Origin of the sequence: Cognatundibacterium squillarum (assembly GCF_014652435.1) — a bacterium.
GTDB lineage: Bacteria > Pseudomonadota > Gammaproteobacteria > Burkholderiales > Burkholderiaceae_D > Undibacterium > Undibacterium squillarum.
Genome location: NZ_BMYU01000009.1, coordinates 29,994 through 44,736 on the forward strand (window position 1 = coordinate 29,994; position 14,743 = coordinate 44,736).

The following is a 14,743-nucleotide window of genomic DNA, read 5'->3' on the forward strand; positions in this document are numbered from 1 at the left end:
TCAGCGCAGATTCACAATTGTCTGCAAGACCTGATCCTGCGTCTTAATCGTCTGCGCATTGGCCTGATAGACACGCTGGGCTGTAATCATATTTACCAGCTCACCGGTCAGATCGGTATTAGAATCTTCCGTCGCAGATGCTGTCAGCACACCGAGTGCGCCATTTCCCGGCGGGCCAACCAGCGCCTGACCGGAAGAAGATGTCTCAGCCCACTGGTTATCACCCAGAGACTGCAAACCATTCGGATTCGTAAAGCCAGCCAGCACAACCTGCCCCAGAACTTTGGTTTGTCCGTTGGTGTAGTTACCGACAATTGTTCCGTCTTTTGAAGTAATAAATTTAGAAAGCTTACCGGATGTATAGCCATCCTGCTTCATCGTACTAACACTGAAATCAGAACCAAACTGTGTGGAGCTGGTGTAGTCAAATGCAATATTTGCCGTGGTGTTGATTGGTGTTACCGCACCGGAATTCACCGGCACAATCATTTGCAGGGCACGCGGGGATGTTGTGCTGTATGCAGGTACTGCACCAAGCAATTTGCCCATATTATCGAAGGCCAGCTTACCGATCGGCGTTGGTGTTGTACCGGTTGGAACCAGTGCGCCCGTGGCATCAAAAGGATTTCCGTCAACTGTGGCAAATACGTTCCACTCGATCGAACCGGCAGTTGCCGGCGGTGTGGTTGCCGGATCCACGCGCACATAATATGTTTGCAGTACGTGTGAGTTACCAAGCGAATCGAATACGGTCACCGAAGTCGATTTATTATAGGAAGTCGGATCTGTCGGAGAAAAAGCAATCGGCGTAATGACCGGTGGAATCGCAACCGGCTTCTGCGTTCCCGGAACCAGTTCACGAGAATCCAGATTCATAATTGCGTTAATTTTGGTGGTCTGGTTCGGCGCAATATCCGCTGTATTAATACTCAGCGCAGCCGGTGAGCCAGTTGATAACACGCCGCTTGCGTTCGCCAGATAACCCGTCAGCTGCGCGCCTTGCGCATTGACGATAAAACCGTTTTTATCCAGCTGGAACTGACCATTACGGGTATAGGTCACAGATCCGTTCGTTGAAACGCGGAAAAAACCACTGCCGTTGATCGCAATATCCAGCGGATTATTGGTCGAGCTGATGTTACCCTGCGTGAATTGCTGCGCAATCGTCGACACCTTAACACCGATACCCACCGCATTAGCAGAGGCACCGTTCAGTGAGTTCGCATATACGTCTGCAAACTGTACCTGCGCCTGTTTGAAGCCAACCGTATTCGCATTCGAAATATTATTACCGATGACATCCAGTGATTTGGATGCAGCATTCAAACCACTTAAACCTTGTTGAAATCCCATGTTAACTCTCCTTTAGCTTTCGCAATTTGTCGCACACTGCATCAGAAAATCTGACGTACATCACCCATTCCGATTTCACCCACACCAGAAACACTTAACTTAATACCGCCACTACCGGAAGTAACACTGTTCACCATGCCGAAACACAGCGCAGTGATGTCAATTTTTTTACCGGCTGCAGTACCGGCAACTTCGTAGGTATAGTTATCGTCCGGCAAGGTTGCACCGGTATCCGACTTGCCATCCCAGGTCAGATTCTTTACACCCGATTGCTGCGCACCCAGATCAAGGTTACGTACCACTTTGCCGGTCGAATCCTTGATCGTGACCTTTAACGAATCCACATTCGATGGCAGGTCCAGCGAGTAGACCGCCTTACCACTGCTCAGTGGCAGTGAATTACCTGGTGTAATCACGCCGTGGCCAATCATGCTGGCGGCCTGCAGCGTCTGGCTCGCCGTCATATTCGCGCTCATGGTATTCATCGATGCATTCAGCTTTTCAATACCGGTAACGGTCGATAGCTGCGCCATCTGACTGGTGACAGCCGCGTTATCCATAGGATTCAGCGGATCCTGATTTTTCATTTGCGCAACCAGCAGCGACATAAAACGATCCTGCACATCCTGAATCGAACTGCTACCGGTTTTCTTTTTGCCGTTCATCGCATCCAGCAAGCTTTGATCGACGGTATTTCCTGACTGTATCGTGGTCATGATCTGATTTCCTTACACATTAAGACTGACCGATTGTCAGTGTTTTCAGCAGCATGGCTTTCGCTGCATTCATGGTTTCAACATTGGTCTGATAGGAACGTGAAGCAGAAATCATATTGACCATCTCTTCCACCGCATTCACATTCGGCATGGCGACATAGCCCTTGTCGTCTGCCAGCGGATGCTTAGGGTCATACTGCAGCTTTGGCGGCGTTGCATCCTGAACGACTTCTTTGACTTTGACAGCAGTCGATGCTGTACCAGCGACCGGCACCGCAGAAAAAACTACCTGCTTGGCTTTGTAAGGCTGACCATTGGAACTGGTGACGCTGTCCGCATTGGCAAGATTGCTGGAAACCACATTCAGGCGCTGAGACTGCGCACTCATGGCCGAACCGGCAACGTTAAATACATTAAAAAGTGACATGATTATTGCCCCTGAATTGCGGCCAGCATGCCCTTGATCTGCATATTGATCATGGTCAGACTTGCCTCGTAGCGCAGTGCGTTTTCAGTGAACTGGTTACGCTCGACATCCAGATCCACCGTGTTTCCATCGATATTGCCCTGTACCTCTTTCCGGTAAAGAACACCATCGTTATCGCCGCTTTGCTTCGCATCCAGATGTTTCGCGGCTGTCTTATTCAGCTCAGTCACAGGCTTACCCTGTTGCACACCCAACGCTGTCTGCAGCGTGCTGGCAAAGTCAATGTCTCTTGCTTTGTAATTTGGCGTATCCGCATTGGCGATATTTGACGCAAGTAATTGCTGCCGCTGACCGCGAATCGACAACGCGGTTTCATGAAATTTCAAATAATCATCAAGTCGGTTCACAGTAATCTCCGGCAAATGAGCACATCAGATGATGGTTTCCTATGTCTGACATAGTAGTGCCGCGACCGGAACTGCAATTCCCTGAGCAAAGGGGGAAAAACCCCTTTATTCGCCCCTTCATACTTTCAGCCGGAAACTACAATGTGTTCATCAGCGGGAATTTCCGGTTCGTAAGAAATCCCCGCGCTTTACGGAAACGGATTCTGCAATGCGACTTCTCTGGCGTTCACTACTGACATTTCTGATCTGTGCAGGCGCACAGGCACAGAATGCACCGTTACAACCAGCGCCCGCCCGTCAGGACCCGGTACTGGCAAAACATGTGGCAAGTGAATTCCTGAAAGAAGTCACTGCCTCATTACCGGGAGAAGTAAAAATTCAGATCGCGGATCTGGATAGCCGCCAGAATCTCGCAGCCTGTGATGAATTGCGTGCGTTTATGCCGCCGGGTGCAAAAACGATCGGCAAAACACATGTCGGATTACGTTGCAGCGCGCCAAAAAACTGGCAGGTATATCTGGGCGCGCAGATTCAGGTGTTTACTGAATATCTGGTGGCAGCCCATCCGCTTACGGCGGGACAAACCGTAACGCAGGCAGACATCAGCAAAATACGCGGCGACATTTCAGCGCTGCCCTCCGGATACATGCTGAGTGAAGACCAGGCAACCGGCAAAACCATGGGAACCTCGGTACAGGCAGGCACAGTTTTACGTGCAGATCAGTTGCGGAATGCGATAGTGATTCAGCAAGGGCAAGCAGTCCGCATCCAGGCCGGCGGCAATGGTTTCCGTATCACAACAGATGGACAGGCACTGAACAATGCCGCAGACGGACAAACAGCAAGAGCAAAGTTAAATAATGGACAAACCGTTTCCGGCATTGCCAGAGCGGGCGGAATCATAGAAATTGCCTATTAAAGAGGAGAATTCAATATCAAACTTTTTAAGGTTTTTTCCCTGAATCACTAAAGTTTAAAATTTACTGGCCGATAACCCCAACGTAGATGTGAAAAAGTCCCACTATTGAGGGTATCGCTGTGAAAATTAATGACTCCATAAACAAGACTGGTGGCTTACCGATAAGTCCCCAACAAGGTCGTACAGAGAAAGCGCCGGAAAAGGTCAGTTCGACGCCGACGCCTCCCTCTACGAATGTACAAATCTCTTCTTTGTCTTCGCAGCTGCAAGCGATGCAGAGTACACAGGCCAGCAGTGCTGTGTTTGAGGCTAAGAAAGTGGAAGAAATCAAATTAGCGATTTCTGAAGGCCGCTTTCAGGTCAACTCTGAAAAAGTCGCTGACGGTTTACTGGAGACAGTGAAGGACTTACTGAGCGCCAGAAAACGCGGATAGCATCATGACGACAAGTGCCGGACAACAGACCCTGAAACAATCGCTGCAGCAGGAGCTGTCAGCCATGCAAGAGTTACATCAGAAACTGCATGATGAACAGAACGCACTTGTCGACGATGACGCCGGCTCACTGATTCAGTTACTCGATCAGAAAAACGAAGTGTTACGCTTACTCACGGAGCTGGAAAAAAACCGGTTTCAGCTGATCAATGCCGCTGGCTACCGCAAAGATGCATCGGGCATGCGGGAATTCCTCGATCAGAATGCCGATTCCGCCGAACATGCGCTGTGGCAGGACTTGCTCAGCGCCACAGAACTGGCAAAAGAAAAAAACCGCGTCAATGGTTCGCTGATCGCGCGTAAGCTCGCCCAGAATCAGGCTGCGCTGAATGTATTTCAACAAGGTTCCGACACCGGCTCCTTATATGGCCCTTCCGGACAAACCAGCATCCGCTCCTCACCGGTAAAAGGTGTGATTGTCCGCTGATTGCTTCACAGCGCAACAGCATCTGCGATAGCACACCAATACACCGGAAAAATACCGAATCTTCCGGATTACACCGCAAAAAATCACCGGCTCTGCTTCAGACTGCCGGTGTTTTTATTTTTACAGAACAGCTCATACCGTCTGCTGCACGCCGCAATCCGTAAAAAAACGGCCGAAATGCGGAGTTCAGCACAGCGATCCGGCGGTCGTCGGCAGAAAGTCCGGCTCTCCGGAAATGCCTTGTGACGATTGATGCATAGCACGCACTCATCAAGCTTAGCCATTTACAAAAAATGTTCGGGTGAAGATCTCTGCCATCGTGGCAAAAAAAAAAAACGCCAACGATCAGCACCAGATAAGCAGAGATTAACGGGGGGATTACCGAAGACCAGCGCGAACAGCTCAGTGTGTTCCGCCGGCAATTTCCGGCGCAGGCGGTGCCAGCGTCGCCAGCACATTCACCGTGACGCGACGGTTGCGCGCACGACCTTCCGGCGTGGCATTGTCGCCAACCGGCATTTTTGCACCCTGCCCGATGGCGGTAATCCGGCGCTCCTCCACACCGTTCTCCATCAGCAGGCGGGCAACGGTACTGGCTCGCATGCCGGACAGTTCCCAGTTAGATGCGTAGGCGGCACTATGAATGGGCTGATTGTCGGTATGTCCTTCAACCTGCACCTGATGATTATCGACACGCAGTACAGCGGCAATCGCCCTTAATACCTGCGCCGATTGCGGAGCGAGTGTGGCATCGCCAACCGCGAACAAAACACCGGCATTCATATCAATCGTGACACCTTTAGCTGTCTGCATCACGCTGACTTTGCCTTCCTGCACCAGCGGATCAAGCGCAGCCAGCATGTCGCGGGTAACGTTTGCCAGTTGCTCACGATCACGCCGGTAAGCTTCACCCGGCTTACGGATCAGCGGCAAAGGCTGCAATTGCACCACTGGTTGCGTTTCTGAACCGGAACGCGGCGGCGCATTCACGGTACTGCCGAAAGCACCGTTCAGAGAATTGGATAAGACGCGGTATTTACCTTCGTTGACCGAAGAAATGGCATACATCACCACAAAGAAGGCAAACAGCAAAGTGATAAAGTCGGCGTAAGACACCAGCCAGCGCTCATGATTTTCATGTTCTTCCTGAAAGCGCTTGCGTGCCATGATCAGCCCCGGTTAGAAGCAACCCGCTCTTCCACCACATGCGGACCATCACCGACAGCGATACTGTAAAAGATATCCACCAGCATTTCGCGACGGGTGATTTCGCGCATGATGATATCTTTCAGCTTGTTTCCGACCGGCAGAAAAAACAGATTGGCCAGCCCGACGCCGTACACGGTGGCAACAAAAGCCGTTGCGATGCCGGCACCCAGCTTGGATGGCTCAGCAAGATTATCCATCACATGAATCAAGCCCAGCACCGCACCAAGAATACCAACGGTCGGCGAATAACCACCGGCAGCATCCCAGATACGCGCAGCCTGACGCTGCTCCAGCTCATACAAAGAGATATCGGCTTCCAGAATTTCGCGCAGACGACCCGGCTCCACGCCGTCGATAATCAGACGCAGACCTTTGCTGATGAACGGATCTTTGGCTTCCGTCAGCGTGCGCTCCAGACTCAGGAAACCTTCGCGACGGGCGATCAGACTCCAGTTCAGCGCTTCCTGAATATTTTTACGGGTATTATCCGGCGGTTCCGACACCACCCAGCGCAGCATATTGATACCGCGACGGAAAGTCTGAAGTTTGTTTTGCAGCAGTACAGCACCAATGGTGCCGACAAAAACAATCAGAAAAGCAGCGGGCTGCACCAGTGAGGACAGCTTGCCGCCTTCGATAGTATGTCCGGCAATGATACCGGTCAGCACCAGCAGAATACCGGTTATGCTAGCCCAGTCCACGCTCTCTCCCTGAGGAAGGCACGCATACGCGCGACTGCCTGGCTGTGCAGTTGTGACACCCTGGATTCAGAAACCCCCATCACCGCGCCGATCTCCTTCAGATTTAACTGCTGCTCGTAATACAAACCCATTAAGAGCTTTTCGCGCTCGGGCAATGCATCAATCGCACCGATGACCGCATCGCGGAAATCTTCGTGCAGCAAATCCTGCAAAGGATCGCCGGTATCATCAATACAGAAATGATCGAGGAAATGTTCTCTGGTATCCGGATCGTGGAAATCTTCGTAGTACACCAGTTGGTGGCCGCCACTGTCATTCAGAATATCCTGATACTCACTGAGCGTAAGTTTCAGCGATTTCGCGACTTCGGTTTCTGTGGGCGGACGTCCGAGCCTTTGCTGCAATTCATTCATTGCCGCTTCAATTTTGCGCATATTCTGGCGCACACCACGCGGCAACCAGTCGGTATTGCGCAATTCGTCGAGCATCGCGCCACGGATACGCTGCACAGCATAGGTTTCAAACTGCGCACCGTGGGTATCTTCATACCGGTTCACCGCGTCGAGCAAGCCTATCATGCCCGCCTGCACAAGATCATCCACCTCCACACTGGGAGGCAGACGTGCCTTGAGCTGGTAGGCAAGCCGCTTCACCAGAGGCACATGCTCTCTGAGAAGGTAGCTTTTATCGGATTTTCCACTGGCGGTGTACATATTCGTATTTACATTCCGAGACTCACACCAAGATCGGCTTGACCGGACATCCCACGGACGGCTTCCATACCGGCCTGCTGCGCCAGCGCGGCGCCCAGTGCCATATACGACTGAGCTGCACGGGAATGCGGGAATGCATCGGTAACCGACTGTCCCTGGTGTGCGGCTCTGACTACATATTCATCTTCCGGCACAAAGCCGGCATACTGCAACGGTACTGCAAGATAACGGCTCGCGGCCTGTGCCATATTCGAATAGATCAAACGTGCGTCTCTTTCTGAAGCTGCACTGACCAGAATATGAAAAGTACGGCGACCCAGACGCTGGCTCAGGCGTTTAATCAGCGCATACGCCGCTTTAATGTCTTCCGGCGTGGCAGATACCTGCACCATCAGCTCGCTGTCATCCAGCGCGGACAATGGAAACTGATCCTGATCATCCGGCGCGGCATCCACCAGCATCAGGTCTGCGTGATTGGCTGCCATATCGAGCACACGGTTCAGTTGCCGCACGGATTCCTGCGGCAGCCATTCCAGCGACTCAGACTGGCGGCACAATTGCGTGACATTCAGCCCCGTTACCACGGTCTTCACTGCTTCTTGCATTGTACGCTGTTGTCTTGCCACATCCAATAAGCAGCGGTCAAATCTTGCATTCATCCAGACACCAATGCTGTGGCGGGTACAGCGTGCATCCACCACCATCACTTGCTGCCCCTGACTTGCCAGCGCCATGCTGAGATTAATCAGCATACGGCTTTTGCGATGATCATCCAGAACGGAAATAAAACTGAGCACACGTGGTCTCGGCACCGCCAGCATGCGGCGCAGGCCTTCGGCCTGATCGGTCTTAACCAAGGGATACCTCTCTTTCCATACCACGTACCGGTGCTGCGGCGCTTGCGCCCGCCATGATCAGCGGCAATTCTTCGTCCAGATAGCGAAATGCTGCTGTTTCGCGTTTCAGTTTGAAGGCGCGGTCGATCAGATATTGCTTATTTGCAACATGCAAATCTTCCGGCACACGCTGACCGCTGGCAACGTAATACAGCGCCAGACGCTGACGGATTGCGATATCCAGCGCGCCACCGATAGTTGCAGCCTCATCCAGCTTGGTCAGAATGCAGCCTGCCAGACCGCCGCCCTGATAGGCACGCACCACTTCACTCAGCGTTTCGCCGGTGCAGGTAGCGTTCAGGCAGAGTAAGCGTTTGACGTCAGTACCGGCAGCAGACAGCATTGCCACCTGATCGGTCACCATTTTGTCGCGCTGACTGACACCCACGGTGTCGATCAGCACGGTGTGTTTGCCTTTCAGCTCTTCCAGTGCAATACGCAGATCGGTTTCATCTTTAACCGCATGTACCATCACACCCAGAATTTTTCCGTAGATGCGTAATTGTTCGAAACCGCCGATACGGTAGCCGTCAGTCGTGATCAGCGCCAGCTTGGACGGGCCGTGACGCATAACACAGCGTGCAGCAAGCTTTGCCGTGGTGGTAGTTTTACCGACACCGGTCGGGCCGACAATCGCGTACACACCGCCTTTTTCCAGAATTTCATTTTCATTGCTGATCGTGGTCAGATTGCGTGCCAGAATGGATTTCACCCATTCAATGCCCTGCTGCACATTCAGACCTTCCGGCATTTTGTTCACCAGAAAACGGGCCAGCGTGGCGCTGATACCGGTCGCCAGCATTTCGCGCAGCACTTCCGCTTTCTGCGGTTGTTTTTGCTGCGTGGTGCTCCAGGAAATTTCTGCCAGCTGCGATTCCAGCATCGAACGCATGGAGCGGATTTCGCTCATCATGCTTTGCATGTCCGGCATGCCGGTCATGATTTGTGGCGCTGCCTGCACTGCCGGTGCGACCGGAGCGACCTGTACCGGCGCTTGCGGCCTTGCACGCATCACCGGCGCTGCTGCAACCGGTGCTGGCGCAGGTTCTGCTGCAGGTGTCGCAAATACCGGTTGTGCGCGGAACAAGCCCGGACGGAATGCCGGTGCAGGTGCTTCTTCCTCTTCTTCATCCAGACGATACGCAGCAGCCTGACGGCTGGCTGCAGGCGGCGGAGTGAAGCGTGCTGTTTCCGGCGCAGCGCGGCGCGCTGCTTCTGCCGGTGCATATTCAGGAATGGCTTCGTCTGCCATGGCGAGAATTTCCACGCGGCCGTTGACGGTTTTATTCGACAGAATCACGGCATCGGCACCCAGTGCTTCACGCAACAGACGCAAAGCTTCCCGTGAAGTATTGGCGGTGAATTTTCTTACGTTCATGATTGTCCTCCGACGAGGCTAGTAACTCGTATTGTTTTTGTATCCGGAACTTCAGCATGCGACAGCACTTTGAGCTGAGGAATCGAGCGGCGCAGGAAACGTGACAGCAGCGGACGCAGCGGTGCAGGCACCAGCAGTACCGGTGTCACGCCCATTTGTTCCTGTTGTGCTGTTGCCATTTGTGCCTGCGATGTCAGCGTGTCAGCCAGACCCGGCTCTAGCGCAGCAGCATCGCCACCGCTGTGGATTGCCTGCATCAGCAGGCGTTCAAGACGGCCATCCAGCGTCATTACTGTCAGTTCGTTCGTACCAGGGAACAGTTGCTGCACGATTGCACGACCCAGACCGATACGCACAAACGCGGTCAGTTCGTTCGCATCCTGTGTACGCATTGCATATTCCGACAGTGTTTCGATGATGGTGCGCATGTCGCGGATATGTACGCCTTCCTGCAACAGGTTTTGCAGCACTTTCTGCAGCACATTCAGCGGTACCAGTTTCGGCACCAGATCTTCCACCATCTTCGGCATTTCTTTGGCCAGATGATCCAGCAGCAGCTGTACTTCCTGACGACCGAGCAGATCAGAAGCATGTGTCGTAATAATATGATTCAGATGCGTTGCAATCACGGTACCGGCATCCACCACGGTGTAACCCATCACCTGTGCCTGTTCACGCAGACCGCCATCAATCCAGATCGCTGGCAGACCGAAAGCAGGATCTTTGGTTTCCACGCCCGGCAACGGACCGCTGACCATGCCCGGATTGATCGCCAGATACTGACCATTCATCGCTTCGCCGGTACCGACTTCTACACCTTTCAGCGCGATTTTGTAGGCTGAAGGTTTGAGTTCAAGATTGTCGCGGATATGTACCGGTGGCGACAGGAAACCGACTTCCTGCGCAAATTTCTTACGTATACCCTTAATACGGCGCAGCAATTCGCCACCCTGATTTTTATCCACCAGCGGAATCAGGCGATAGCCAACTTCCAGGCCCAGTGTATCCACCGGCAGAATGTCCTGCCATGTCGCTTCTTCGATTTCCGGCGCTGCGGTGGCAGAAGCCGGTGCTTCTGCAGCCGCTGCAGCTGCTGCATCCTGTGCAGGACGCTGCGCACGTTTCTGAATCAGATAACCGATACCACCAAACATACCGCCCAGCATCATGAATGCCAGATGCGGCATACCCGGAATAATACCGAGGCCACCGATGATGCCACCGGTGATGTACATGACTTCCGGACGGGTGAACAACTGCGCCACCAACTGACCACTGATATCCTGATCGCTGGCAACACGGGAAACCACGACACCGGCAGCAATCGAAATAATCAGCGAAGGAATCTGAGCGACCAGACCGTCACCGATTGCCAGCAGCGTATAGTTTTTGATCGCGGTACCGAAATCCAGATCATGCTGCACCATACCAACGATCAGACCACCGACGATATTAATCACGGTCACCAGAATGCCGGCAACCGCGTCACCGCGTACGTATTTACTCGCACCGTCCATCGCGCCGTAGAACTCTGCTTCCTGCGATACTTCGGTACGGCGGCGGCGCGCTTCGTTCTGATCGATCAGACCAGCATTCAGATCCGCGTCGATCGCCATTTGCTTACCTGGCATCGCATCCAGTGCGAAACGCGCACCGACTTCCGCGATACGGCCTGCACCTTTGGTAACAACAGTGAAGTTAATAATCGTTAAGATAATGAACACGACGATACCGACGGTGTAGTTACCGCCGATCAGGAAGTGACCGAATGCTTCAATCACTTTACCGGCCGCATCCGGACCGGTATGACCTTCCGTCAGCACGATACGGGTGGATGCCACGTTCAGCGACAAACGCAGCATCGTGGTCACCAGCAGCACAGTCGGAAACACCATGAAGTCCAGCGGACGCACGGTGTAAAGACTGGTCAGCAGCACAATCACCGCCATCGCGATGTTGAAGCTGAAGAACACGTCGAGAATGAATGCCGGCAGCGGCAGAATCATCATGGCCAGCATCAGCACGATCAGCAGCGGCGCTGCCAGTGCCTTGGTGTTCATGCTGCTCAGCCACAGCGGTAATCTGAGGCTATTCATTGCGATCTCCGTTGTTGTTCAAAGGGTCCATCTCTTTCGGTACAGGTAATTCACGTGGTTGTTCAGGACGGTCACCACCCTGATTGCGATACGTCCGCAGCTGGTACACATAGGCCAGCACTTCGGCAACTGCGGCATACAGAGCTTCCGGAATTTCATCGCCCAGCTCAGTATGTTTGTACAGCGCACGCGCCAGCGGTGGCGCTTCCAGCATCGGCACATTGTTTTCCTGTGCCAGTTCGCGGATTTTTGCCGCGACTTCATCCACCCCTTTTGCCACCACCTGCGGTGCACGCATACCGACTTCTGCGTATTTCAGTGCCACGGCGTAGTGCGTCGGGTTCGTTACGATCACGTCGGCATTCGGTACTTCAGACATCATGCGGCGACGGGCCATTTCACGTTGTTGCTGACGGATCTTCGCTTTGATCTGCGGATTACCGTTCATCTCTTTCGATTCCTGCACCACTTCCTGATGCGTCATCTTCAGTTTGTTCGCATACGACCACATCTGATACGGTGCATCGATCATCGCAATCACCACCAGCGAAGCCACGATCGTCATAAAACACACACCGAACATATGGCCTGCATGTGCCAGCGCCTGTTGCAGCGGTTCATTGGCCAGACTGAAAATCGCTTCTTTCTGCGCCATCACAACCACCCATGCCACGCTGCCGACCAGCACGGTTTTCAGGATGGATTTCAGCAATTCCACACCGGCGCGCGAAGAAATCATGTTGCCAAGGCCGGAAGCCGGATTTAAACGTCCGAAATTCGGACCCAGCGCCTTTGCAGAAAACACCCAGCCACCAATCAGTACCGGCGATGCCACTGCAACCACCAGCAACAAACCGGCTACCGGTGAAAAAGCGATCAGGACATCCAGTAAATCTGCCGCGATTTTTTCTGCCAGCACATTAAAGTCGTAAATCGTTTCACGGTTCAGGCTTAATCCGTGGGTCAGCATCTGATTTAACTGCTTGATCAGCGAGCCGCCCATCGCCCACAAGGCACCACCGGCTGCCAGCAATACGGTACAGGTCGATAACTCACGTGACCGGGGAACATCGCCCTCTTTACGCGCCTCTTCCAGGCGCTTGGGCGAGGCCTCTTCGGTTCGTTCGAGATCGCTTTCTTCGGCCATTGCCGGCTCCTGTTATGCCATTGCGGGACCGGAATCCCATTTACCATCACACAGGTATCATTATTGGATGCCGTGCGGCAATCAGAAGCGTGGAATAAAGGGGGAAAAACCCCTTTTATCCGGTTTGAGCCTCAAGTTTGCGAAAACGCAGCCGTTACCTGCTGCCACTGCCTGTAAAAACCGGTATTTCAGCGTGGCGGGCAGGGTGCGGAACCCCGCCGCTGATTGTGCTGAAACCCGCATCTGACGAAAAAACCACACCTTGCGCAGCCAGTGTTTTCGCGGTCGTCCGGCATAGCGGGCACTTTTTCTGTGCTGTACACCGCATTTCAGACATTTCCGGCAACGCGCAGCATCGGTTTGAGGGTGAGAGAAAAGCCGGTTCGCAGTCCGCTTGCGGATGCATCGGCGCACAAATGTGCGCTGAGGTGATGAAGACAGATATGTGGTGAATCTGCGTCAGCGGCGCACATGCTTTCCAACTGACAGACGTAAAAAAACCGGCAGGTATGCACCTGCCGGTTCAAATCTGGAGAGTACAGCAACAATCAGAGCGCGCCGACCTGACCGGCGATGCTGGATTCCGGTGCGTAGGTTTGCGCAAATGCTTCCATACCGCCACCAACCAGCGCTCCCATCACGAGACCGGGCACACCGGCACGCATCGTGCCGAGCAACGCCCCTTTCAACGCACCCACACCAACTGCGCTCCAGTTCAGTGCACCGCCTACCTCTTCCATTTCAGCCAGATTCAGTTCTTGCATCATCACTCCTCAAGTCAGGAAATTGTCACGCTGCCAGACACCACCACGGGATCAGCAGCCCGCTCAGTATTTCGATTGCATAACTTTCCGGCAAGATGGAAAGAGGGATCAGCACGGCTGGCGTAACAACTTTTACATCTCCGTGCAGCAAGCAAAATTTGCGCATCGTTTGCAGCACAGGCATGTTGCACAGATGCAGCGGCCAACAGTCACAAGCGACGCGCCAGCAACACCACATCTTCCGTTTGCAGACTGGCACTGGCCGGACTGGCGATCACTGCCTGCGCCAGAATCTGAAAACCGGCTGCGCACAGCATCTGAGTAATCTGATCAGCGCTGCGGTAAAAACTGTGAACACGGTCACCGCTGGCATTCACCTGCACACCACTGAGCGCCGCATCACCCGCCACACTGCTCAGCAGCAAAGGTGCACCGGCGCGTAACAAACGGAACAGTTCCGCCAGCGTGCGTTGCGCGTCAGCTTCATTCAGATAACTCAGGCCGAAACAAAACGCCGCCGCACCGAATTGCAGACCTTCCGGCAGACACTGCAAATCGCGGCAATCTGCCTGCACACAGCGTGCCTGCGGCAAACGCTGCTGCACCTGTTCCAGCATCGCTGCTGAACGGTCCACACACCAGTAATCCAGCTCCGGCCGCCGCGCCGCCAGAAACGCCGCCACCTGCCCCGGCCCGCAAGCCAGATCCAGCACGGCGCAGGGTTCCGCCGGTAAGGCGGCGAGCAATTGCAGGTAATGCCCGTCGTAATCCGGCAAGTCCGCGTATTTTTCTGTGTAACGCTGTGCGTGCAGATCAAAGGTTTGCACCGATTCCAGATTGTAGTCGCCCATATCCCTTCATCCTGATGATGCAGAACTCCGCATTTTGCTCAAAACCACCCTGCCCGCTCAGCCAGTGTTTCTGCCGACGTCCGTCAAAAACCGGCCTTTTCCTGTGCTGAACACCGCATTTCAGGCATTTCCGTGCATTTCCGGTGTGCTACGCAGCGCCGGTGACCAGCGATTCAGTCAGTGTAACAGTCAAGCTTCCTGCCTTTGCTTGCCGGTCTTATTTTTTTTGAAATACAATCGCCGCC

16 protein-coding genes are annotated in these 14,743 nt (G+C 53.6%); 3 read left to right on the forward strand and 13 right to left on the reverse strand.

Annotation, left to right across the window (positions count from 1 at the left end; all coding sequences use genetic code 11):
• From flgE to flgB, 4 genes are read right to left on the reverse strand one after another with little or no spacing between them, the layout of a single operon-like run.
• The gene (gene flgE / locus IE092_RS15675; RefSeq protein ID WP_189358151.1) at nucleotides 1-1,353 is read right to left on the reverse strand and encodes a flagellar hook protein FlgE; all 1,353 of its coding nucleotides are present in this window, start codon (nucleotides 1,351-1,353) and stop codon (nucleotides 1-3) included.
• Nucleotides 1,354-1,394: 41 nt separating this feature from the next.
• Nucleotides 1,395-2,069 (reverse strand): flagellar hook assembly protein FlgD, encoded by a 675-nt coding sequence (locus tag IE092_RS15680; protein ID WP_189358152.1) that lies wholly within the window; start codon nucleotides 2,067-2,069, stop codon nucleotides 1,395-1,397.
• Between the two features lie 19 nt (nucleotides 2,070-2,088).
• Nucleotides 2,089-2,496, reverse strand: a complete 408-nt coding sequence (flgC, locus tag IE092_RS15685) for a flagellar basal body rod protein FlgC (RefSeq protein ID WP_189358153.1) — start codon at nucleotides 2,494-2,496, stop codon at nucleotides 2,089-2,091.
• A 2-nt stretch (nucleotides 2,497-2,498) separates the two neighbouring features.
• A complete protein-coding gene (gene flgB, locus IE092_RS15690; protein WP_189358154.1) occupies nucleotides 2,499-2,903 on the reverse strand; it encodes a flagellar basal body rod protein FlgB in 405 nt (134 codons plus the stop codon).
• Nucleotides 2,904-3,111: 208 nt separating this feature from the next.
• Between flgB and flgA the strand changes: the two genes are divergently transcribed.
• The 3 genes from flgA (at nucleotide 3,112) to IE092_RS15705 (ending at nucleotide 4,743) form a co-directional block, all read left to right on the forward strand.
• Entirely contained in the window at nucleotides 3,112-3,822 is a 711-nt protein-coding gene (gene flgA / locus IE092_RS15695) for a flagellar basal body P-ring formation chaperone FlgA (protein WP_189358155.1), read from the forward strand.
• Between the two features lie 119 nt (nucleotides 3,823-3,941).
• Nucleotides 3,942-4,256, forward strand: a complete 315-nt coding sequence (flgM, locus tag IE092_RS15700) for a flagellar biosynthesis anti-sigma factor FlgM (protein ID WP_189358156.1) — start codon at nucleotides 3,942-3,944, stop codon at nucleotides 4,254-4,256.
• Nucleotides 4,257-4,260: 4 nt separating this feature from the next.
• Nucleotides 4,261-4,743: a flagella synthesis protein FlgN gene (locus tag IE092_RS15705; RefSeq protein WP_189358157.1), complete on the forward strand. Its 483-nt coding sequence runs from the start codon at nucleotides 4,261-4,263 to the stop codon at nucleotides 4,741-4,743.
• Between the two features lie 402 nt (nucleotides 4,744-5,145).
• Here the strand turns inward: IE092_RS15705 and motD are convergent, their stop codons facing one another.
• From motD to IE092_RS15750, 9 genes are all read right to left on the reverse strand, one after another.
• A complete protein-coding gene (gene motD / locus IE092_RS15710; RefSeq protein ID WP_189358158.1) occupies nucleotides 5,146-5,910 on the reverse strand; it encodes a flagellar motor protein MotD in 765 nt (254 codons plus the stop codon).
• Between the two features lie 2 nt (nucleotides 5,911-5,912).
• Nucleotides 5,913-6,653, reverse strand: coding sequence for a flagellar motor protein (locus IE092_RS15715; protein WP_189358159.1), 741 nt, complete (start codon nucleotides 6,651-6,653; stop codon nucleotides 5,913-5,915).
• Complete coding sequence (locus tag IE092_RS15720; protein WP_189358160.1) at nucleotides 6,635-7,366, reverse strand: RNA polymerase sigma factor FliA; 732 nt, start codon at nucleotides 7,364-7,366, stop codon at nucleotides 6,635-6,637. The genes IE092_RS15715 and IE092_RS15720 overlap by 19 nt, the downstream gene beginning before the upstream one ends.
• Nucleotides 7,367-7,374: 8 nt before the next feature.
• The gene (locus IE092_RS15725; protein ID WP_189358161.1) at nucleotides 7,375-8,223 is read right to left on the reverse strand and encodes a MinD/ParA family ATP-binding protein; all 849 of its coding nucleotides are present in this window, start codon (nucleotides 8,221-8,223) and stop codon (nucleotides 7,375-7,377) included.
• Entirely contained in the window at nucleotides 8,216-9,640 is a 1,425-nt protein-coding gene (gene flhF, locus IE092_RS15730; protein WP_189358162.1) for a flagellar biosynthesis protein FlhF, read from the reverse strand. The genes IE092_RS15725 and flhF overlap by 8 nt, the downstream gene beginning before the upstream one ends.
• A complete protein-coding gene (gene flhA / locus IE092_RS15735; protein ID WP_189358163.1) occupies nucleotides 9,637-11,736 on the reverse strand; it encodes a flagellar biosynthesis protein FlhA in 2,100 nt (699 codons plus the stop codon). The genes flhF and flhA overlap by 4 nt, the downstream gene beginning before the upstream one ends.
• The gene (gene flhB, locus IE092_RS15740) at nucleotides 11,729-12,883 is read right to left on the reverse strand and encodes a flagellar biosynthesis protein FlhB (protein WP_189358164.1); all 1,155 of its coding nucleotides are present in this window, start codon (nucleotides 12,881-12,883) and stop codon (nucleotides 11,729-11,731) included. The genes flhA and flhB overlap by 8 nt, the downstream gene beginning before the upstream one ends.
• Nucleotides 12,884-13,431: 548 nt before the next feature.
• Nucleotides 13,432-13,650: a hypothetical protein gene (locus IE092_RS15745; RefSeq protein ID WP_189358165.1), complete on the reverse strand. Its 219-nt coding sequence runs from the start codon at nucleotides 13,648-13,650 to the stop codon at nucleotides 13,432-13,434.
• A gap of 206 nt (nucleotides 13,651-13,856) precedes the next feature.
• Nucleotides 13,857-14,498, reverse strand: coding sequence for a class I SAM-dependent DNA methyltransferase (locus tag IE092_RS15750; RefSeq protein ID WP_189358166.1), 642 nt, complete (start codon nucleotides 14,496-14,498; stop codon nucleotides 13,857-13,859).
• Between the last annotated feature and the right edge of the window lie 245 nt (nucleotides 14,499-14,743).